The organism is Nocardia sp. NPDC006630, from assembly GCF_040611495.1.
Lineage (GTDB): Bacteria > Actinomycetota > Actinomycetes > Mycobacteriales > Mycobacteriaceae > Nocardia.
The window spans coordinates 220,009-238,443 of record NZ_JBEXOK010000008.1; the positions used below are offsets into that span (position 1 = coordinate 220,009).

At 65.2% G+C, this 18,435-nt stretch carries 13 protein-coding genes and 1 riboswitch; of the genes, 2 read left to right on the forward strand and 11 right to left on the reverse strand.

Annotated elements, in window-relative coordinates; all coding sequences use genetic code 11:
* Window positions 1-146 precede the first annotated feature (146 nt).
* Entirely contained in the window at window positions 147-1,913 is a 1,767-nt protein-coding gene (locus tag ABZX86_RS24805) for an FAD-dependent oxidoreductase (protein ID WP_355127056.1), read from the forward strand.
* An 11-nt stretch (window positions 1,914-1,924) separates the two neighbouring features.
* Here the strand turns inward: ABZX86_RS24805 and ABZX86_RS24810 are convergent, their stop codons facing one another.
* From ABZX86_RS24810 to ABZX86_RS24845, 8 genes are all read right to left on the reverse strand, one after another.
* Window positions 1,925-2,539, reverse strand: a complete 615-nt coding sequence (locus tag ABZX86_RS24810) for a TetR/AcrR family transcriptional regulator (RefSeq protein ID WP_355127057.1) — start codon at window positions 2,537-2,539, stop codon at window positions 1,925-1,927.
* Window positions 2,540-2,673: 134 nt separating this feature from the next.
* Window positions 2,674-4,155 (reverse strand): glyceraldehyde-3-phosphate dehydrogenase, encoded by a 1,482-nt coding sequence (locus ABZX86_RS24815; RefSeq protein ID WP_355127058.1) that lies wholly within the window; start codon window positions 4,153-4,155, stop codon window positions 2,674-2,676.
* 290 nt (window positions 4,156-4,445) lie between these two features.
* The gene (locus ABZX86_RS24820; RefSeq protein ID WP_355127059.1) at window positions 4,446-5,576 is read right to left on the reverse strand and encodes a HoxN/HupN/NixA family nickel/cobalt transporter; all 1,131 of its coding nucleotides are present in this window, start codon (window positions 5,574-5,576) and stop codon (window positions 4,446-4,448) included.
* Window positions 5,577-5,612: 36 nt separating this feature from the next.
* Window positions 5,613-5,744: riboswitch (cobalamin riboswitch) on the reverse strand.
* Window positions 5,745-5,785: 41 nt separating this feature from the next.
* Complete coding sequence (locus ABZX86_RS24825; RefSeq protein ID WP_355127060.1) at window positions 5,786-6,034, reverse strand: hypothetical protein; 249 nt, start codon at window positions 6,032-6,034, stop codon at window positions 5,786-5,788.
* 120 nt (window positions 6,035-6,154) lie between these two features.
* The gene (locus ABZX86_RS24830; RefSeq protein WP_355127061.1) at window positions 6,155-8,218 is read right to left on the reverse strand and encodes a TerD family protein; all 2,064 of its coding nucleotides are present in this window, start codon (window positions 8,216-8,218) and stop codon (window positions 6,155-6,157) included.
* Window positions 8,219-8,385: 167 nt separating this feature from the next.
* Window positions 8,386-9,546, reverse strand: a complete 1,161-nt coding sequence (locus tag ABZX86_RS24835; RefSeq protein ID WP_355127062.1) for a helix-turn-helix transcriptional regulator — start codon at window positions 9,544-9,546, stop codon at window positions 8,386-8,388.
* 389 nt (window positions 9,547-9,935) lie between these two features.
* A complete protein-coding gene (locus ABZX86_RS24840) occupies window positions 9,936-10,928 on the reverse strand; it encodes a helix-turn-helix domain-containing protein (protein WP_355127063.1) in 993 nt (330 codons plus the stop codon).
* 38 nt (window positions 10,929-10,966) lie between these two features.
* Window positions 10,967-11,845: an alpha/beta hydrolase gene (locus ABZX86_RS24845; RefSeq protein WP_355127064.1), complete on the reverse strand. Its 879-nt coding sequence runs from the start codon at window positions 11,843-11,845 to the stop codon at window positions 10,967-10,969.
* Between the two features lie 338 nt (window positions 11,846-12,183).
* On the opposite strand from ABZX86_RS24845, the gene ABZX86_RS24850 reads away from it, so the two are divergent.
* Window positions 12,184-12,996 carry a hypothetical protein gene (locus ABZX86_RS24850; protein ID WP_355127065.1) on the forward strand — a complete coding sequence of 271 codons (813 nt, stop codon included), beginning with the start codon at window positions 12,184-12,186 and terminating at the stop codon, window positions 12,994-12,996.
* Window position 12,997: 1 nt separating this feature from the next.
* Here the strand turns inward: ABZX86_RS24850 and ABZX86_RS24855 are convergent, their stop codons facing one another.
* From ABZX86_RS24855 to ABZX86_RS24865, 3 genes are read right to left on the reverse strand one after another with little or no spacing between them, the layout of a single operon-like run.
* Entirely contained in the window at window positions 12,998-14,728 is a 1,731-nt protein-coding gene (locus ABZX86_RS24855; RefSeq protein WP_355127066.1) for a hypothetical protein, read from the reverse strand.
* Between the two features lie 59 nt (window positions 14,729-14,787).
* Window positions 14,788-16,608 (reverse strand): hypothetical protein, encoded by a 1,821-nt coding sequence (locus ABZX86_RS24860; protein WP_355127067.1) that lies wholly within the window; start codon window positions 16,606-16,608, stop codon window positions 14,788-14,790.
* The gene (locus ABZX86_RS24865) at window positions 16,605-18,413 is read right to left on the reverse strand and encodes a hypothetical protein (protein ID WP_355127068.1); all 1,809 of its coding nucleotides are present in this window, start codon (window positions 18,411-18,413) and stop codon (window positions 16,605-16,607) included. Before ABZX86_RS24865 ends, ABZX86_RS24860 begins: the two co-directional genes overlap by 4 nt.
* Window positions 18,414-18,435: the final 22 nt, after the last annotated feature.

Genomic DNA, 18,435 nt, shown 5'->3' on the forward strand with positions numbered 1-18,435 from the left:
GCGAGAATCGCACTTTCTCTCGACGCTCCTCTCGAGCGGCTGCTATTTTCACTGTGACAATGTCCCAGACATTGTCACATTGCTGCTAGCCGAACAGCGTGTGGCACAACGGCACACCGCGTTCGCGAATCGCGAGAGATACGCATATGGCTGATTCAGAGTTCTCCCGCCGGACACTCCTCCTCGGTGCGGCCGCGGGTGCGGTTGTCGCGAACACCTCGTTCCGGCGGGCGGGCGCCGCCCCACCGGGACGGCGAGTTGCGGTGCTGGGCGGGGGAATTGCGGGCCTGACCGCTGCCCACGAGCTCATCGAGCGCGGCTTCGAGGTGACCGTATACGAGCGTCGAATGCTGGGCGGGAAGGCGCGCAGTATGGACACCGATCTGCCGGTGACCGACGGCCGGTGTCCGCTTCCCGGGGAGCACGGGTTCCGGTTCTTCCCCGGCTTCTATCGCCACGTGCCGGAGACCATGCGACGAATACCGTTCCCGGGCAACAGGAATGGTGTGTGGGACAATTTCGTGCCGGTGCTCACCGCAACGGCGGCGATCGACGGACCGAACCTGACCGCGCCGTTCGAGCTCAGCCTCGAGGCCATCGGAAAGTCCGTTGCCACACCGGAATTGCTGCTGGACACCCTGCTCGGCGGGCTCACCTACGTACCCCGGGTGCCGTATCTCGATCTGCTCGGCTTCGCGCAGCGGCTGCTGACGTATTTCACCAGTTGCGACGAGCGGCGGCTCGGGCAGTGGGAACGTATGGCGTTCATCGACTTCGCGCGAGCGCGGGGCGCGAATCCGAACTATCTGTTCGTGATCTCCACCGTCACCCGCACGCTGGTCGCGGCGAAGGAGAACCTGGCCAGCGCGAACACCATCTGCAAGGTGGCCGAGTCGTTCCTGCTCACACTGATCGACCGCGGTTCCGACGGTGCGCCGGACCGGGTGTTGAACGCGCCGACCAATGAGGCCTGGATCGATCCGTGGGTGGAATATCTGAAGCAGCGCGGCGTGCGGTTCGAGGTCGGCAGCGAGGTGCAGGGACTGGAAGTCGAAGGCGGACAGATCGGTTCGGCGGTCGTGCGCTCGGCGGGTGGGGCGGCATCGCGGGTGGAGGCGGACTATTTTGTCGCCGCACTGGCCGCGGAACAGGTGGTCCGGCTGTGGAGTCCGGAAGTGCTGGCGCTGGATCCGGACCTGGAGCGGATCAGTCAGCTGTTCGTGGACTGGATGACCGGTATCCAGTTCTATCTGCGCACCGACAATCCGATCTCGGCGGGGCATATCGGTTTCATCGAATCACCGTGGCGGCTCACCGGTATCAACCAGGCGCAGTTCTGGAAGGGCCGCGATATCGCACGCGATTACGGCGACGGCCAGGTCCGCGACATCCTGTCGGTCGACATCTCCGACTGGGATGCCCCCGGCATGCTGTACGGCAAGCCCGCCAAACAGTGCAGTCCAGACGAAATCGCCAGGGAGACTTGGGCTCAGATCATGAAGACGCAGTCCGGGCGATTGCTGCTGCCCGACACACTGCATGACAGCGATCTGCATTCCTGGTTTCTGGACCCGGGCATCCACTGGGACCCTGCGGCCGGCGTCAACTCCAATGACGATCCGCTGCTGGTGAATACGGCCGGATCGTGGGACAACCGCCCGACCGGCGCCACCGGAATCCCGAATCTCTTTCTGGCCGGGGACTATCTGCGCACCAATGTCGATCTGGCCACCATGGAGGGGGCCAATGAGGGTGGGCGGATGGCGGCCAACGCGGTGCTCGATGCCGCGGGTTCCCCGGCCCCGCGCGCGGCGCTGTTCCCGCACGTTTCCATTGCCGAGTTCGACGGAGCGCGCGCCCTGGATCGGGACCGCTGGTTCGCCGGCCGGCCGAACCTGTTCGACCTACCGTGAATCCGATGCGCCTATCTGCGCTCATCCTCGGCGGATTGCGAAATCCCGTGCAGCACAAGTGGAACAATGGCGGCCCGCACAAATCCGCGCGCCTGCCGCGCATCCGAGAAATCCGAACCGCCCACCGGTGTGAGCAGCAGCGAATGCGCGAACCGGGCGAGCAATTCGGCCACCGGCCGCGGATCGTACCGCTCGATCACCCCGCGCTCCTGCGCCGCTGTGAGCGCCCCCGCAATGTAATCGATCCCCAGCCCGACACCGACTTCCCCACGCACCGTGTAGAACTCGAGAATCTCCTCCGGCGCAACCTCGAGCAACTGCTTCACCAGCGGATGACTACGAGTCTGCTCGATGACATAGAGCACCGTCTCCTCGATCTGAGCCGATACCCCCGCGACCGCCGCTCCGATCTCCGAAACCCCCTGCAGTACACGCTGATTCTCCCGAACCAGCACCGCATCAACCAACTTCTCCTTACTACTGAACCGCCGGTAAATAGTCATCCGATTGACCCCGGCCCGCCGAGCGATGTCATCCAAACTGCTCCGCCGAATACCCACCTGCAATATCCGCGCCAACGCGGCATCAAGGATCTTCTCGCCGGTCTCATCACGCGCGGAATCCATGCGGCAATGCTACGTGCCCTGCCACTTCGCACACCGGCGTCCCGCGACGGTCTCCGACGTCGCAACCCTGCGACCTATACGGTCGCCGCCGGGGCAGCACAGCGGCTGCACCGGCGCATCTTTCGGACCGCGAGCTATCCCACGTCGGCTGTCACCGGCGCCGGGACATCGCCCGCCTGCGCGACCATCTGCGGATACGTCGGGTATTCGATGCCCGAGATGTACTGCACCGTCCGGACAACCTGGCAGGAATAGCCGAATTCGTTGTCGTACCAGAGGTAGAGGATTGCGGTGTCGCCGTCGACGATGGTCGCGTTGGCGTCGACGATGGAGGCTGCGCGGGATCCGATGAAATCGCTCGAGACCACGTCGGTGGCGGCGGTGTAGTCGAGGTTGCGGCTCAGGGGGCCGGAGAGGGAGACCTGGCGGAGGTAGTCGAGTACTTCGGTTTTGGTGACTTCGCGCTCGAGTTGCAGGTTCAGGATCGCGACCGAAACATCGGGGGTGGGAACGCGAATCGAGTTGCCGGTGATCTTGGCTTTGAAGTCCGGCATGGCCTTGGCGACGGCGGAGGCGGCGCCGGTTTCGGTCAGTACCAGGTTGAATGGGGCGGAGCGGCCGCGACGGTCAGCGGGGTGGTAGTTGTCGAGCAGGTTCTGGTCATTGGTGAACGAGTGGACCGTCTCGACGTGGCCGCGGACGATGCCGTATTCGACGTCCATCGCCTTGAGCGGCGGCACGATCGCATTGGTTGTGCACGAGGCGCAGGAAACGATCTGCTCGGAGAGATCCAGCGCGAGATGGTTGACGCCGTGCACGATATTCGGGACGTCGCCTTTACCGGGCGCGGTGAGAAGGACTTTCGCGATACCGGGGCGCAGGTGCTGCTCCAGGCCCGCACGGTCGCGCCACTTACCGGTGTTGTCGATCAGAATGGCGTTGTCGATCCCGAATTCGGTGTAGTCGATGGTCGCCGGATCGTCGCTGTAGATGAACTTGATGACATTGCCGTTCGCGATGATCGCGTTATTGGCGGCGTCGACCTTGATCGTTCCGTTGAACTGCCCGTGCACCGAATCCCGGCGCAGCAGCGACGCGCGCTTGGCCAGATCGTCGGCGCCGCCCTTGCGCACCACCACGGCCCGCAGGTTCAGCCCGTTGCCGGAGCCGGTCTTCTCGATGAGCAGACGGGTGACCAGACGGCCGATCCGCCCGAAGCCGTACAGCACCACATCCCGGGGACCCTGCGACTGCGCCTTGTTGCCATCGGTGACATCGGCCAGCACCGCGGCGGTGAACTCCGGAATCGACAGCCCGCGGCCATCGGCGCGATAGGCCATGACCAGGCGGCCGAGGTCGATCTTGCACGGACCCAGATCCAGCCCGCTGAGCACCTCGAGGATCGGCAGGGTCTCATCGATCGACAGCTCCTCGCCCTCGATCTGGCGTGCGAACCGGTGCGTCCGCAGAATGCTGATCACCGATTTGTTCACCAGCGACCGGCTGTGCAGGAGGATGGTCACCCCCTTCTCGCGATACAGCCTTCCGATTATCGGAATCATCGCCTCCGCCGAGGCTTCGTGAGCGTTCCAGCGGTCAAGATGGTCGTTAGTCAACACACGTCCTCGGGGTTTCCTAGATCTGTTCGACAGCTCGATGCTATCCAGCGGCGCGATGTCACAAAGCCCCGCTACCCCGCTGTGAGGCCGAACAGCCGCGGCCGGGCACGATCATCGGCGAATTGCCTTGGGAGGCATCGCCTGCCGTCACTGTGACGGGTACGTCACATTTGCGGCGTCCTCGCCGCGCTGATGGCCGCGGCGGGCATCGCTGTCGAAGATCCCCAGGAACTCGCACGGCCGGCCGCCCTCGGCGCTCGGCTGGACCCGGGCTGCGGTCCACCCCTTCAGTCCAAAGGTGCTGGAGCCCAGCGCTGTTCGACCTTGGCGATGCGCCAGTAGGCCACGGCAGCGATCCAGGCCAGGACGAACAGCGCGACTATGGCGAATCCGACATTGTTGAGATCGATTCCGGCGATGGCGTCGGTGACGGGATTGCTGAAGCCCGCATCGTCGTGCAGGACGGTGATGAGTTCGATGGAGCCGATGAGCAGGGCGACCGCGATCGACAGGCCCGTGATGGTCAGGTTGTAGTAGATCTTGCGGATCGGGTTGGCGAAGGCCCAGTCGTAGGCCACATTCATGAACAGACCGTCGATGGTGTCCATCAGGCTCATGCCCGAGGCGAACAGCAGCGGCAGCACCAGAATCGCGTACCAGGGCAGGCCGGCGGCGGCGCCCGAACCGGCGAGGGCGAGCAGCGCGACCTCGGTGGCGGTATCGAAGCCGAGACCGAACAGCACCCCGACGGGGTACATCTGGAACGGCCGCTTCACCCCCCGCATGATCGGACCGAGCAGACGCGCCAGGAATCCGCGCGCCTGCAGCGCGGCTTCGAGTTCCGCGTGATCGAATTCGCCCTGGCGGGTCTTGCGGTAGACCCGCCAGATCCCCACCAGGGCAACAATATTGACGAGCCCGATCAGGTACAGGAACGATCCGGACGCCAGGGTCGACACGATTCCCAGATTCTTCCGGGTGGGCGAATCGTCCTCGACGAGCGTGCCGACCACCCGCGCACCCGCCACCACCAGCCCCGCCATCACGAACACGATGGTCGAATGCCCCATGGCGAACCAGAATCCGACCGCCTTGGGCCGGTGACCGTCGCCCATCATCTTGCGGGTGGTGTTGTCGATCGCGGCGATATGGTCGGCGTCGAAGGCATGCCGCAGCCCGAAGGTGTACGCGGTCAGCCCCAGGCCGACACCGAAGACCTGGGTCCCGATCTGATAGCTGTGCGGCGCGATCGCCCCGAACAGCAGCCCGAACGCCACCGCGTGCATAACGGCGACAACCCCGAGCAGCACCCCCGCCTCGACCCAGTCCCGGCGGGTCCAATCGTGCAGGACATGGCGCAGCATTCGCCCACGGACGGCGGGAGTCGTGCCGGATTCCGGCGTGGGCTCGATAGCCATATGTCGCTGAAACCTTCCAGGGCAGCCGCGCCCCCGAACGTAGGGACGTGACAAGGCGAGGTCTGGCTCCCAGCCGAAACTGGACACAGTGGCGCGACCGCACCGGATTTACACCGGTTTCCCGTCCTCATCACGAGTTTCCAGCGGACTATACCGACCGACCGAAACCCTTCAGACAGCCTGCACAGCTACCTCAGGCGCCGCCCGACCTAATCCGAAGTCACCGCCAACTGCCCGAACCGATTCACAGCAGCATGGTGATGCCCATCAGGGCTGGTGAGCACTACCTCCGTCGGATTGGTCAGAGCGATACAGCAGTAATTCCCCCGATCCTGCTGCACGCTGATAGACAACAACCGCTTGTTATTCGCCAGCTGCCATCCCTCCATGCTGTCGTACAGCCCCCGCATCGAAGGGTTTTCGAAGTACACAAGATTCTGCTTGTTCATCTCCGGCATGACACTGCTCTCCATTCCAGCAACGGGGCAGTCCACAACACCCCTGCACCCATGGTAGAACGCCACGACAGTCGCTCTGACACAACAGATTTCACCACGAAATCCGCCGCTGATCAGCACTCACGCAGTCACCGAAGGATCAGGTTTCACCGTCGCGGAGTCCACCGCTGTGCCGGAATGCGGCGATTCGGGCTGTTTCGGGGCGGCAGGCACCCATCCGCGCAGCTGCTGCACCACCGATCCGTAGAACGTATCGGTTGCCGAAGTCACGCTGGCGATGAAACTGGCCGCTGTCCCGGATCGCCGGCTTCCCATCGGGAAGGTCTGCTCCAGCGTGAACGAGACGATCGCACCGGGACGATCCGCCGTCAGCGACCGCGGATTCGTGCGGACTACGGCGAGGTGCTCGCAGGTTTCGTTGCCGGGAACCGAGAACACCGCTTCGACCTGCAATTCGCCCGGCGCGTCCTGAAGTTGCTTGAGCAGCCACGACAATCGGCGCGCCGAGGTTCCCTCGTTCGGCGCATCCAGAGTGGTACGGCACCGGATCCGGTTCGTGCGCAGGTCAACGACCACGACCAGATCACCTGCGGCATCAGGAATCTTGAGCACAGCGTCGAAGGTGCCGTCGGCCGCCAGGTGCTCGGCGACGGCGCCGTTGCGAGCAGCCGGATCGCTGCGGTACCGGCGAGGCAGCACGTGCTTTACCGGCACGCCGAGCTCGGCGGTCAGCCGCAACGCGAGATGCCGGGACAGTGCCACCCACGTTGCGGCGACCGACAGAGCCTTCTGATCGCCCGCACGTAAAGTGCCCGCGGTCACCGCATCTCGCACCGCCACCCAGTGCCGACCCATATCGACGAACTCGGTCGCACCGGATCGGGGATGATCGAGATAGCGCAGGAACTCGCTCAAGATCCAGGCGTGCATATCGTCTTCGATACCGCCGTGCGAGAGCAACATTCGAGCCTCGTGCGCCACCTCTGCCCAGGAAAGATGCCGCAGGGCGACCTTCGCTAGCTTGCGGCGGTCCACCTCGACCGGCAGTTCCCCGGGACCGGCAGGAATATCGTTCGACAGACTGACAACGACGTCGTACTTCCGCTTACGCGCTACATCGAGATAGTTCTCGAGCTGATCACGTTTGAGCTTGCCGTTGCCGGTCTTGACCTCGAGCAGAGCGGTCCACAAGCGGCTTCCCCGAACCACCTTGAGCACCGCATCCGGAATGACCTTCGTATCACCCCGCTCGTACTGCACCTCGACGAAACCTTCGAAAGCGCCTGTGGGAGCACCCATTCGCGCACACAGCGCTCGCGCGAAGGGGCGAACCGCCTGCATCGTCGCAATGAGCGCGGAGGTAGCTCGCCGTTCCTGCTCCTCACCGGCACCGACCCCGATCACCGAGAACAGCCGAGCCGGCTGCCAGGTGTCGTGCTCGGCAAGTTTGAATTCGATCGGCTTGGTCTTCTTCGCAACCTGCTTCGCAGTGCGCACGCCTCTGCTCCGCGCCGTGGTTTGAGCGTCCGGCTGTGTCGACCTGCCGTCCGCCGCGGCGATATCGGAGCCGTCCCCCGCCGCCTCGACAGTCGTACCGGGCTGGCTCGACGGCACCACACCGGATGACGGGTCGGCCGATTCGGTTTCCGGTTCGTCGTCGATATCCACACCGAAATCCGTTGCCAGACCTGCCAAACCGGAATCCCAGCCCTGCCCCACCGCGCGCACCTTCCACACGCCGCCCCGGCGATAAATCTCGCCGAACAGAAACGCCGACTCTTTGTCAGCATCCGCGGTCACGTACTCGGCCAGGGATTTGCCGGCTCCGTCTACGACACAAAATGCGACCTTGCCCAGATCGCCGAACGTACCCGTGCCGATACTGCCCGCCAATACCACCGCGTCGACGTTGTCCGGAAGGGCTGAGAGGTCGAGGGCAATCCTGGTCTGCGCTCCTTCTTCGGTCACACTCGTCCCCAGAAACCGCACGGAACCGTCCGCCGATTCGGGTTGGTTGTAGAAAACGAAATCGCTGTCGGACCGCACCTTTCGATCGCCTCCGAGCAGTAGAGCCGAAGCGTCGACCACGATCTCCGATTCCGTCCACCCGATCACGACGTCGACGCGGATGACATCATCCGGCAGCGCCAGATTCTGCCCCTTGGACATGATCGAAGACGTCACGACTTCCCCTTCTACGATTCAGCGCGCACAACCACGGGCAATCCGTGCACAGCCGCCGGAGATGCTGCCCTGCGCCATCGACACCCCATATCGATGGCGACGCAAGGGAATTCGACCGCGGCAAGCCTCCTGTTACACAACCGCGCGGCCGGTATGTCAAGCTCGCCCTAGGTGGACGGGTAGATGTCGCGGAACGCTTCCCGAACAATCGCCGCGTCGGCTACCCCGCGGCCTTCGATACCGGAGACCACCTCGGCCACCCGCCAGTAGTTCGACGGAACCAGACGCCCGGATTCCACCGCAGTCAGAGCCACGTCGGCGGCTTCGTCGGGCTTGTCCGCTACGACGAGGGCCAGGCCCAAATCCAGGTTCGCCGAAGCGATTCGACGTGGACGTACAAACGCAGCGCCTGCGAGATCGGCGAGAACATGCCGGGCGTAGGACTCGGCCGCAGGATCGCCGAGCCACGCCAGCGTGGTGGCGACGTAGGCATCCGACTTTGCGGGGTCATACCGGAAGTGATGCTCTGGCCGATCCGGAACGTTCAGCCCGGACACCAGCCTGGCGACTCTGCGCAACGCACCATATGTGCCCTCGCGGTCGCCGAGCCGCGCCAGAGCGCGGCCCTCCTGAGCAGTCGCCTGTATGAACGCCGAGCTGTCGTCGGGAGCAATGACCTGCGCGGCGCGGGACAGCTCCGCCGCCGCCGCGAAGCCACCTCCCGTGAGCTGTTGCCATGCCCGTGTTTCGAGGCACCACGCCGCTATCTCGCGATGCCCCGCTTCGTCTGCGAGCTTCCACGCCAGGTGACCGCGCGCCGCCGCGGCCGGCAACTCCCCCAGGTCGATATGGCAGGTGCTCGCCAGCAGCGAGAGCCAGCCGACCGTGACGAGCAGACGGCGATGCTGGGTCAGCGTCTTGCGGCTGTCCATCAAGCGTCCGGCATAGCCGAGATGCTGCCGGATACGAACCAGCAATTCACCTGGAGGAGTCGTTGGATACGCTGCCGCCAGATCGTCCACCGCCAACTCCAGGCGGTCCAGCGCATCACCTCCGATGTCCGACAACGCAACCCGCTCAATCCATTCGGCCGCTGCTTGTTCACCATCGGAGGGTTCGACGAACAGGGCGCACCCGATCCCCAGCGCATCGGCGTAGGCACTGACATGCTCGGGCCAGACCTGGCGCTGCCCGGTTTCCAGCATCCCGAGCAGCGCCTTGCTGTAATGCGTACGCGCCGCCAGGGCGGACAAACTGAGCCCCGCTGCCTCCCGAGCCGCCCGCAGCCGGGCACCCGAGATCGCGGAGTTCAGGTCTCCGGGGTTCATGAAAGACACGATAGGCGCGGGATGTGGTCCTTGTGGACGGTTGTGGACGGCAAGGCGGTTACCGGGCCAAACACGCACGGATAGCGTTGTTTTCGGCCCCATCGCCGGGTAGCTGCCGTGCCCCGCTCGATCCCCGGTGGTGGTTCCTCCCCAACCGCACTACCGAAAGGGCGGCTCGTGGACATCCCCACACGACACGATGATGAGGACGCTCGGAAAATGGCGCTGGCTCCAGACGACGGCGTGCGCCTCCTCCAACACCAAGATGGGTCATGGGGACTGGTCGGCGACGACGGATGGGAGATTGATTCGGAGGCGCTCCACGAAGTCCACGCCGACACGCTGCGCGCGCTCGCGGCCGCGAGTGTGAAGCCGGTCGTGTGTCTGGCCTATGAGGCCGTCTCGCTGGGAGCTGTGCCGGTGGCGAAGTGGCGGCGGTAGCGCTCGGGGGTGGTGGAGAGGCGGCGGGTGAAGAGGCGGTGGAGGGTTTCGGGGTGGCGGTAGCCTACGGCGCGGGCTATGGCGGTGATGGTGAGGTCGGTGGATTCGAGGAGGCTGCGGGCGGCTTCTATGCGGAGGTCTTCGACGAATGTGGCTGGGGTGGTGCCGGTTTCGGCGCGGAAGGCGCGGGCGAAGTGGCGTTCGCTCATACCGGCGCGCGCGGCCAGGGTGGAGACTGCCAGGTTGTCGGCCAGGTGGTCGGGGAGCCACTGCTGGACGGCGCGGATGGCGGGGGTGCGGGCGGGCTGGGCGCGCATCTGGGCGCTGAATTGGGCTTGGCCGCCGGAGCGGCGGGTGAAGACGACGAAGGCGCGGGCGATCTCCTGAGCCTTCTCCCTGCCGTGATCGTCCTCGACGAGAGCCAGGGCCAGGTCGATGCCCGCGGCGACGCCGGCGGAGGTCCAGCGATTGCGGTCGTGAACGAAGATGCGGTCGGGCTCGACGGTGACACGCGGATAGGTGCGCGCCAGCCGATCCGTTGTGCCCCAGTGGGTGGTGGCCCGGTAGCCGTCGAGCAGGCCGGCGGCGGCGAGCAGCAGCGCACCGGAGCACACCGAGGTCACGCGGCGGGATTTGCGGGCCAGGGCGGGCAATTCGCGGACCACCTCGGCCGACACCGGCCCGGTGATCCAGCCGCCGACGACCAGCAGGGTGTCGATCTCCTCGGCGGAGGCGGCCAGATCATGCAGTGAATGCTCGACCGCAATGGTCAAACCGCCGTCCGCCGTGATCGACCGGCCCGCCGGCGAGGCCGTGACGAGCCGGTACACCTCATCCTCGGCGAGCGCGTTGACAAACCCGAAAACATCCATCGGCCCGGCCAATTCGACCAGTTGCATCCCCTGGTAGGCGACAAAAACAATGGTGCGCGGCGCGGGCATGCCGCCATCATCGCAGCCGGGCCGCATGTCCGCCATGGTCAGCGCATGACCGTGACGGCCGTCTGCTCACGCACCACATGCTGTTCGAGGAATGGGATCACCACCGCGGCAATCCGATCCGCGAACTGAGCGTGCGGATAGTGCCCGCCGTTGTCGACCATCACGACCCGGCCCACACCCTCCGGCATGGCGGCCACGATCGCATTCGCCTCGGCCTCGGGATCGGCCCAATCCGGCTCCGCCGAACCCATGATCACCAGGGCGGGACAGCGGACGTCCGCCAGCCGGGCCTGCGCATCCGCAGGGGTGGTCTTCTGGGTTTTCATGAATTCCGCCCAGCGCCCCGGCTGCCGCAGCGTGTTCTCGAGTCCGGCGAGATACTCGCCGAAGTCGGCGGGCTTGGTCGGATAGGCGACGTCCAGATACCGCCGCCACCAATTCAGCGAATTCAGCATTGCGGTGAGCGCGAGGCGGACCATGCCGCGGCGATACCGGCGGCGGGTGAAAAGCGCTCCGATATGCAGACTCTGGGTGAGGGTGAAGGGTTCGATCTCGACGATCGCGCTCACCAGTTCCGGAGCCTGCGCCGCCGCGATCGTCGCCGAGCCACCCGACAGCGAATGTCCCAGGATCACCGCCGGACCGCCGAAGTGCCGGATCACACCCAGCAGATCCCCCGCCACATCGGTACGGCTGATGGCGGCCTTCCCGGTCACCGACGGCCAGTCGAGACTGGACTCCCCGTGCCCGCGCATATCCACATTGACCACCCGGTAGCCCGCGTCGACCAGCGGCCCGACGAGATGGCGGAAATCCTGTCGCACGGTGCCCATACCGTGCGAGAGCACCACCAGCGGCCCCGCACCCGCCACATCGCAGGCCAGCCGTCCGTGCTCGAGCGTCACATACTCGGTCATTGTCGTTTCCTTCCAGCGGAATCATCCGGTGGCCGCTGTCGCGACCTGCTGAAAGTGAACGCCGGAAACGCGGTTCGGCCGATACCGAAGGCCGGAACGGTCAGCCACCCGGCCGATTTCGTCAGGCGCTGACCGAGGTCGCCACGAAACCGGCAATCTTCCAGCAGGACCCACGCAATGCGGAATTCCCGACAACTCGGACGCGTACCAGATTATGCCGACCTACGGCGCCGGCCATGCGCAATACTGTGCCGCAGTGCGCCGGCTCCGGGCTGGTGGACGCGATGCGAAAGGAGTCCGAGTTGGCAATCCTTGGTGCACTTTTGGTGATTGTGAGTATGTTCGCTTTCGTAGTCGGGTTCATCGCACTGTTTCAGGGTCATATAAAAACGTTCCGAATCAATGACAAGAAGGCAGCGGTAGCGCTGCTGGTAGTCGCTTCGCTGATGTTCATCGGCGCGGTCATCATGCTGCCCTCCAGCCAATCGCCTTCTACCGCTTCGACAACGGCAGCTGCCCTGCCGACGAGTGCGGACACCGTGCCCGCATCGAGTCAGACGACCTCCGACCCCGCGACCGCGATCTCCCAGCCGGCGCCGAATGCGGTGCGCGGAATCCTGAGCCCGGTCGACTACTGGCGGCAGACATTCGCTCCCGACACCTCGAATGACTGTGTGGCAGAGGGTGAAAACCAGCTGAACTCGCAGGACGCCTGGCGATTGCCGGGGGCCGCCCTCGCCTGCGCCCAGGATCCGATCGCCCCGATCGCGAATGCTTGGAACGGGTCGATAGTCAGCGCCGACGTCTACTTCAACCCGCATCAGGATGCCGCGGGAGCGCTGGCGGCCGCCACGGCGCTGCTGCCCGCCGATATCCAGCAGATCGGCACCTATGACGGCGTCGATACCACCGCGGCGTACCCGAACGGCTCATGCCATACGGTCGTCTACCACTCCGACGCGGCCGCCGCCGCGGTCCGCCAGACCCAGCCGACATGGGCCGATCCCGATAAGGTCTCGATCACGCTGTACACCGGAAACACCACTCCGGCAGACGGTTCCGACAGCACCTACGTGCCGACCGATGTGCACCTCGCCATCGTCGGCATCGGAGGCGAGAACCGCGGCGCGGACGGCACCGTGCACTGCTGAATCAGCAACCGGCGCGCGGGGCAGCCGCCAGCGGGTGACCGGCGTCGGCGGCCTCCTGGGGCCGGTTCGGGCCCTCCGGGCGACCCCACCAATTGTCCCGCGCAACCAGTGGCATGCCGGACACGTCCACTTGCGAACCGCCCGCAGCGAGGCAATTCATCCCGGCACTGCCCAGCGAGCCGCCTCCGAAATCGATTGCGGCGCTGCCGATCGTCCCGTCCCGATTACTGACCCGCACCAGCACCTGTTGCGCACCGGCAACGGTGGTTCGCGCGACGCTCCCCTCCAGCACCGCCGTGTCGCCGACATTGGCAATATTTATTCCGTTGGCAGCGGTGGAGCTGACCGAGGTGTCGCGGATATCGAACGTCAATGCCGCAGTGGAGGGTTCGGAGCCTTGCGGAGTGAACGCGATCAGGCCGATGCCGTCCGCACTGCAATTCGCGAAGTCGGAGTTCGCGACACTGAGGTGAGTGTGACCGGTGCGGCCGAAATTCGTTGTGACCAGGCATGTTCCGAGATTCGCCGGGACGATCGGATTGAGCGCGGCCCCCGGGAACACCGAATTGAGCGCCCGGACATGATCCAGACTCAGTGAGTGGCGAGCGCCGTCGGTGCTGAGGTTGTAATTCTCGATGACGTCACCGGTGACCGTATCGAAATCGCTGTCGGTGACCGTGACTTCACTGTCGGGCGTGCCACTGGTGGTGACGTACTCCAGCCCGTTGGCCGAGAAATGCCCGCCGCCATTGCGGAATTGGTTGTCGGAGACGGTGACTCGCATCCGAGCCCGCCCCAGCGGGTTGATGAACAGTCCCTCGCTGTCCGCGAGACTATTGAGCGGTGACGTCGCCGGTGAGGCGATATCGGTCTGCGAATTGCCGTCGAGCGCCGCGGTCAGATCCGCCGAATCCGCGGCCTGTACACCGATCGCGAGCACCGACAGCTTCGCCAGGCCGAGGTTGATGTCCCGCAGTGCATTCCCCTCGACCTGAGCGGTCAGTTTGCTCGTGCCGGTGGCTCGCACGTCGATGCCGTCACCGCAGGCGGTGTCGTGGACGGTGTTGTTCTCGATCCGCACCGCGCCCGCCGCCGTCGAGAAGTCGGTCATAATGGCCGCCCAGCCATTGTTCAGCGTGATGAAATCGGGCAGCGGAGGCGCCGTCACCCCTACTGCGATCGAGGGCGGCAGAGTGAACGGTCCGATCATGAAGCCGTCCGCACAGCGCTGATTCGTAGCGGACACATCATTGCCCGCGACCACCGAATCCACGGCATCCGAACCGTAGATGCCACCCCGCAGCGCGCCGGTGATGACAAGATTGCGCACCTCGCTGCCACGGGCCAATTCGACCGCATCACCGTTTCCGGCGGTGGTGGTATTGGTCAGGCGCGGCAGGGCGGCGCCGGGCGCACTGCCCCGCACCGCGGGGCCACCGCCGATGAGTTTCTGCCCGGGCTTCAAGACGATTCCGCCATCGAGCGGCGGCACGTTCGCCGCCGCCGGCAGCACCAGGATGGTGTCATCCGTGCCGGCGGCGGCCGATACCGCGGCCAGTGAGCCGAACGGGGCGTCCATACTGCCGACGCCACCCGGAGCCGCGCCCGCCTCGACATACCAGGTAGCTGTATTGTCCTGCGCCACCGCAGGTTCCATCGATATCGCGCCACACGCCGAAACGGTGACCGCGAAGACCGAGGCGGCGCGCAGGACGTGACTCCTGGTGTGCATCAATTGCTCCATCGGGAAAGAGAGTGAGGGTTCCGGGCCATAGTGCGGCGCACCATAATTCAGCCCGTGGGCTGGGTCATGAACGCGGCGATATACGAACTCGCGGGCTCCGGAAGACCGTTGTTCTGCTTCTCGGCCGCGGTGACGACGTCGTAATGCCGGTATCCCGGAATGTATTTCGCGTTGTACGGGAGCAGACCGCCGAGCCCGGCATTCTGGACCGGCGAATCCCCCGACAGCAGCGTCAGATTCCGGCGTCCGGCGGGAGTGCTCTGCCAGCGGTCACCGTGCAGCAGGAAGTTCAGGATGCCGCCGGAGCGGTACTGCAGATTGGCGAGATCACCATCGCGACCCAGCCCGAGAGCGAAGACCATATCGGTGATCAGCCGGAACGAGGTGTACTCCTCGAAGTAGCTTGCCGGCTGCCATCCCGGATTCATCGCGTGCGCGAACTGCCGGACGTCGGTGACCTCGTGATCACTATCGGTCGGCGGACCGTGACCGATGCCGGGTGCGTCGATGCCGGAGGGCCAGACCTGATCGTAATTGCGCCACCCGCACAACTGATCGTGAGCGGCGGGCGTGTAGTTCTGCCCGTAGCCGACCCGCATCGGGATGACGAACAGCGTCGGACCCAGAATCGGCACGGAGGCAAGGCCGTTCGGGACGGGATAGGTCTTCCCGGCCACCGGGCAGTCATAGAACCCGAGACCGGCCTGCAGGACGTACTCGGCGGAGTTCTGATCGAAATCCATTGCCAGAGCGGCGGTATTCGTCAGCCGGAAGTCACTCGGCAGATTGGCGCCGGTGAACAGGTCCAGATAGTCCTTGCCATAGAACGTGCGCATCCAGGGTTCGGTACGCAGATCACGCGGTATGACGGTCTTCAGATCGCTTTCCGCATCCGGCTGCTGATCAGCCGCCATCGCGGCCACCTCGTAGGCATGCAGCACCTCCGATGCCGACAGCACCGGGAACTGCGCGACCGAAAGCCCGCCCTGCAGTACCGCATTGATCATGTTCTTCACCGCTCCCCCGGCGGCGGAGGCGAATTGGTCGAGCAGACCGGTGCCGGACAACCCGGCCGGATCGGTCATGGCGAATCCGTCCTCCGGAATGATCCCGCCGCCGCACAGATTGAATCCGGCGTAGTCGGCGGCAGCCGGGTCGCCCGCGAAGTTCCAGGCCATCATCGGCCCGGTGAGGAACGCGCCCAAAGAGTGTCCGCCACAGAACATCTTGGTCCGCTGCCCCGGATCGGGCAGCAGATGTTCGATCACGGCACGCCAGTCGTCGAGCACCAGCGACAGCCCGTACTCGCCCAGGAACGCCAGATCCTGCGGCGTCTGATAGTGGTAGGTCTGCCCGTTCACGGGCTTGTCGTGGAAGTAGTAGTCGGCGGCGACATGGTAGTCACCGGCCTGCTGCGCGGCCTGCCAGCCGGTGCGGTCCTCCGCGCAGCTGCTGCGCCGGACCAGCGCGATGTACTCGACATGTTTGCCCTGGGCGGCGGCCTTGCGCACCACCTGTGGAGCCTGGATATCGAGATTCGCCGCGCTGGAAAAGGTTCCGGGCTGAACGGTCAGCACCGCGTCGGCGTCCGCAGTGGCCGCCGGTCCCGCTGTAGACCGGTATCGCACATAGGAGATCCAGTCGCAGGCCTCCGGATGAGCCATCGTGGAGAACGGGCTCGGATAGTGCAGGCGCACATACGTGGCCTGCACATCGTCCCCGAGACCCGGATCGCCCGTGATCGGCGTGACAATCTCCTGATCCGGAACCCCGGGCCGAGCGGGCTCGGCCGAGGCGAACGGCACCGCAGCGGCGGCGATACCCGCAAGCGTTGCCACCAGCAGACTTCCGGCACGACGCCCGATCATCCGAGGCTCCCGACGAACTGTGCCAGCTGCTGTCCGCTGTAGTCCGGCTGACCGTCGTTCTGGATCGCCGCGGCGCCGATCGTATCGATGTGGTCATAGCCCGGCAGCGTCACCACGCGGGCCGAAGCCGGTGGCGGGAACAGGGTTCCGGCGCTGGCCTGCACCGGACTGTCACCGGCGAACGCCACGAAATTCGGCTTGGTGCGGCTCATCCCGTGATATTTCAAACCGGCCATCTCACCACTGCGGGCGCCCCCGTAGCCCGCGCCGATATCGACAACCAGCCGGAGCGGAAAGTAGGTCTCCCAGTACGCATCCGGTGATCCGGTCGACAATTGCCGTGCGACGTCGCGAATGTCAGCGACCTCATGGCCGGGGCTGGTGAAGGGCACACCGCGCACATCGTCATAGTTTCGCCAGGTGTACAGCGCCGTCCGATCGGCCGGCGCGACACGGGTCTGATTTCCGGCGCTGATCCGCAGATAGCTGCCCAGCAGCGGCAACTGGGTGAGCTCGCCCGGATTCGGGAAACTCTTGTCCTGCACCGGCCCGCCGGCCAGCGCACCCACCCCCTGCTGGAAGAGCGAGAAGTTGCTCGAATTGTTGTCGATCAGCACACCGAGCAGGGCGGTATTGGTGAAGCGGTAGTCGCGGATGGATCCGCTGCCGTCGGCGCCGTTGGTCATGAACGCCGCATAGGTGGGAGCGAAAAGATAGTTCAGCGTCGAATCGATCTCGAAATCGTGTGGCAGATGCGCCAATAGCTGACTCTCACCGTCCGGATCGAGATGCGCCGCCAGCCCGGCCAGCCGCAGCAGCAGGAAGGCCTTGGTGCCCAGCACCGGAACCGGGCCGAAGATACGGGGCATCACCCCGGCGCGAAATCCCGCCTGCACCACGCCATCCGCAGGCCCGACAATGGCATCGGTCAGGGCATGCAGCACCGGAGTGTTCTGGATCGCCACCGGATCCGAGCTGATCATCGAGTCCTGGGCGGCGAAGGCGGCGCACTGGTCGGCACCTGACGCACCGTCGAAATCCCAATCGGAGAAGAATCCGGTGACCAGACCGCCGAGGGAGATGCCCGTGCACACGAACTTCTGCTGGCGGCGCGCCTGATCGGGAATCTCGTGCAGCATGATCTCGTACTGATCGCGCACGACCCGCTCCAGGCCCATGAAGTCCAGCACCGGCAGATCGGCGGAGGACTTGAATCCCGGAAAGGTCTGCCCGTCAATCGATTTGCCGTTGAAGTAGTAGTCGGCGGCATCGAGATAGTTGCCGGTCCGCAATGCGTAATCGAATCCGGTCATTTCATCCAGGCAGGCACTGCGGCGCGCCAGCGCCCAGAATTCGATGTGCTGCCCCATCGCCCGGGCCGACTGCACCGTATTGAACGCGACACTGTCGGAATTGGCTGTGCCACCGCCCAAGCCCTGCTGCTGGATGACCACGTGGTCGGCATCGGCGGAGTTCTGCGGACCGTCCGCGGATCGATACCGCACGAAGCCCACACGGTCGCACGCGGCCGGATGCGCGGGCGCCCCGGCGGGTAACGGCAGTGCGAGACTGACGTACGACACCACAATTCCATTGCGCGCCGCCAGCTCCTGCTCCTGCCGATCCGACGCCGCGCTCTCCGGAGCCGCGGCCGCCGGACCCACGCTGGTGAAGGTCGTAGCGACAAGGGTGGCAAGCGCCAGCACGCCGATCCAGCGGCGCCGCACGGCGGCACGGTTCATCGAAAGAACAACGGTGTTCATGCGGATGAACGATTCCAGCGCCGCCCGAGTACCGGTAGCCACAAAACGACAGGAACCAGCAGGT

What these genes read in the sequence shown, in the direction of transcription:
- ABZX86_RS24845 (WP_355127064.1), bottom strand. Translation starts at nt 11,845, where the DNA reads ATGACCGAGTATGTGACGCTCGAGCACGGACGGCTGGCCTGCGATGTG.
- ABZX86_RS24860 (WP_355127067.1), bottom strand. Translation starts at nt 16,608, where the DNA reads ATGATCGGGCGTCGTGCCGGAAGTCTGCTGGTGGCAACGCTTGCGGGT.
- ABZX86_RS24805 (WP_355127056.1), top strand. Translation starts at nt 147, where the DNA reads ATGGCTGATTCAGAGTTCTCCCGCCGGACACTCCTCCTCGGTGCGGCC.
- ABZX86_RS24825 (WP_355127060.1), bottom strand. Translation starts at nt 6,034, where the DNA reads ATGCCGGAGATGAACAAGCAGAATCTTGTGTACTTCGAAAACCCTTCG.
- ABZX86_RS24835 (WP_355127062.1), bottom strand. Translation starts at nt 9,546, where the DNA reads ATGAACCCCGGAGACCTGAACTCCGCGATCTCGGGTGCCCGGCTGCGG.
- ABZX86_RS24855 (WP_355127066.1), bottom strand. Translation starts at nt 14,728, where the DNA reads ATGCACACCAGGAGTCACGTCCTGCGCGCCGCCTCGGTCTTCGCGGTC.
- ABZX86_RS24850 (WP_355127065.1), top strand. Translation starts at nt 12,184, where the DNA reads ATGTTCGCTTTCGTAGTCGGGTTCATCGCACTGTTTCAGGGTCATATA.
- ABZX86_RS24820 (WP_355127059.1), bottom strand. Translation starts at nt 5,576, where the DNA reads ATGGCTATCGAGCCCACGCCGGAATCCGGCACGACTCCCGCCGTCCGT.
- ABZX86_RS24840 (WP_355127063.1), bottom strand. Translation starts at nt 10,928, where the DNA reads ATGCCCGCGCCGCGCACCATTGTTTTTGTCGCCTACCAGGGGATGCAA.
- ABZX86_RS24810 (WP_355127057.1), bottom strand. Translation starts at nt 2,539, where the DNA reads ATGGATTCCGCGCGTGATGAGACCGGCGAGAAGATCCTTGATGCCGCG.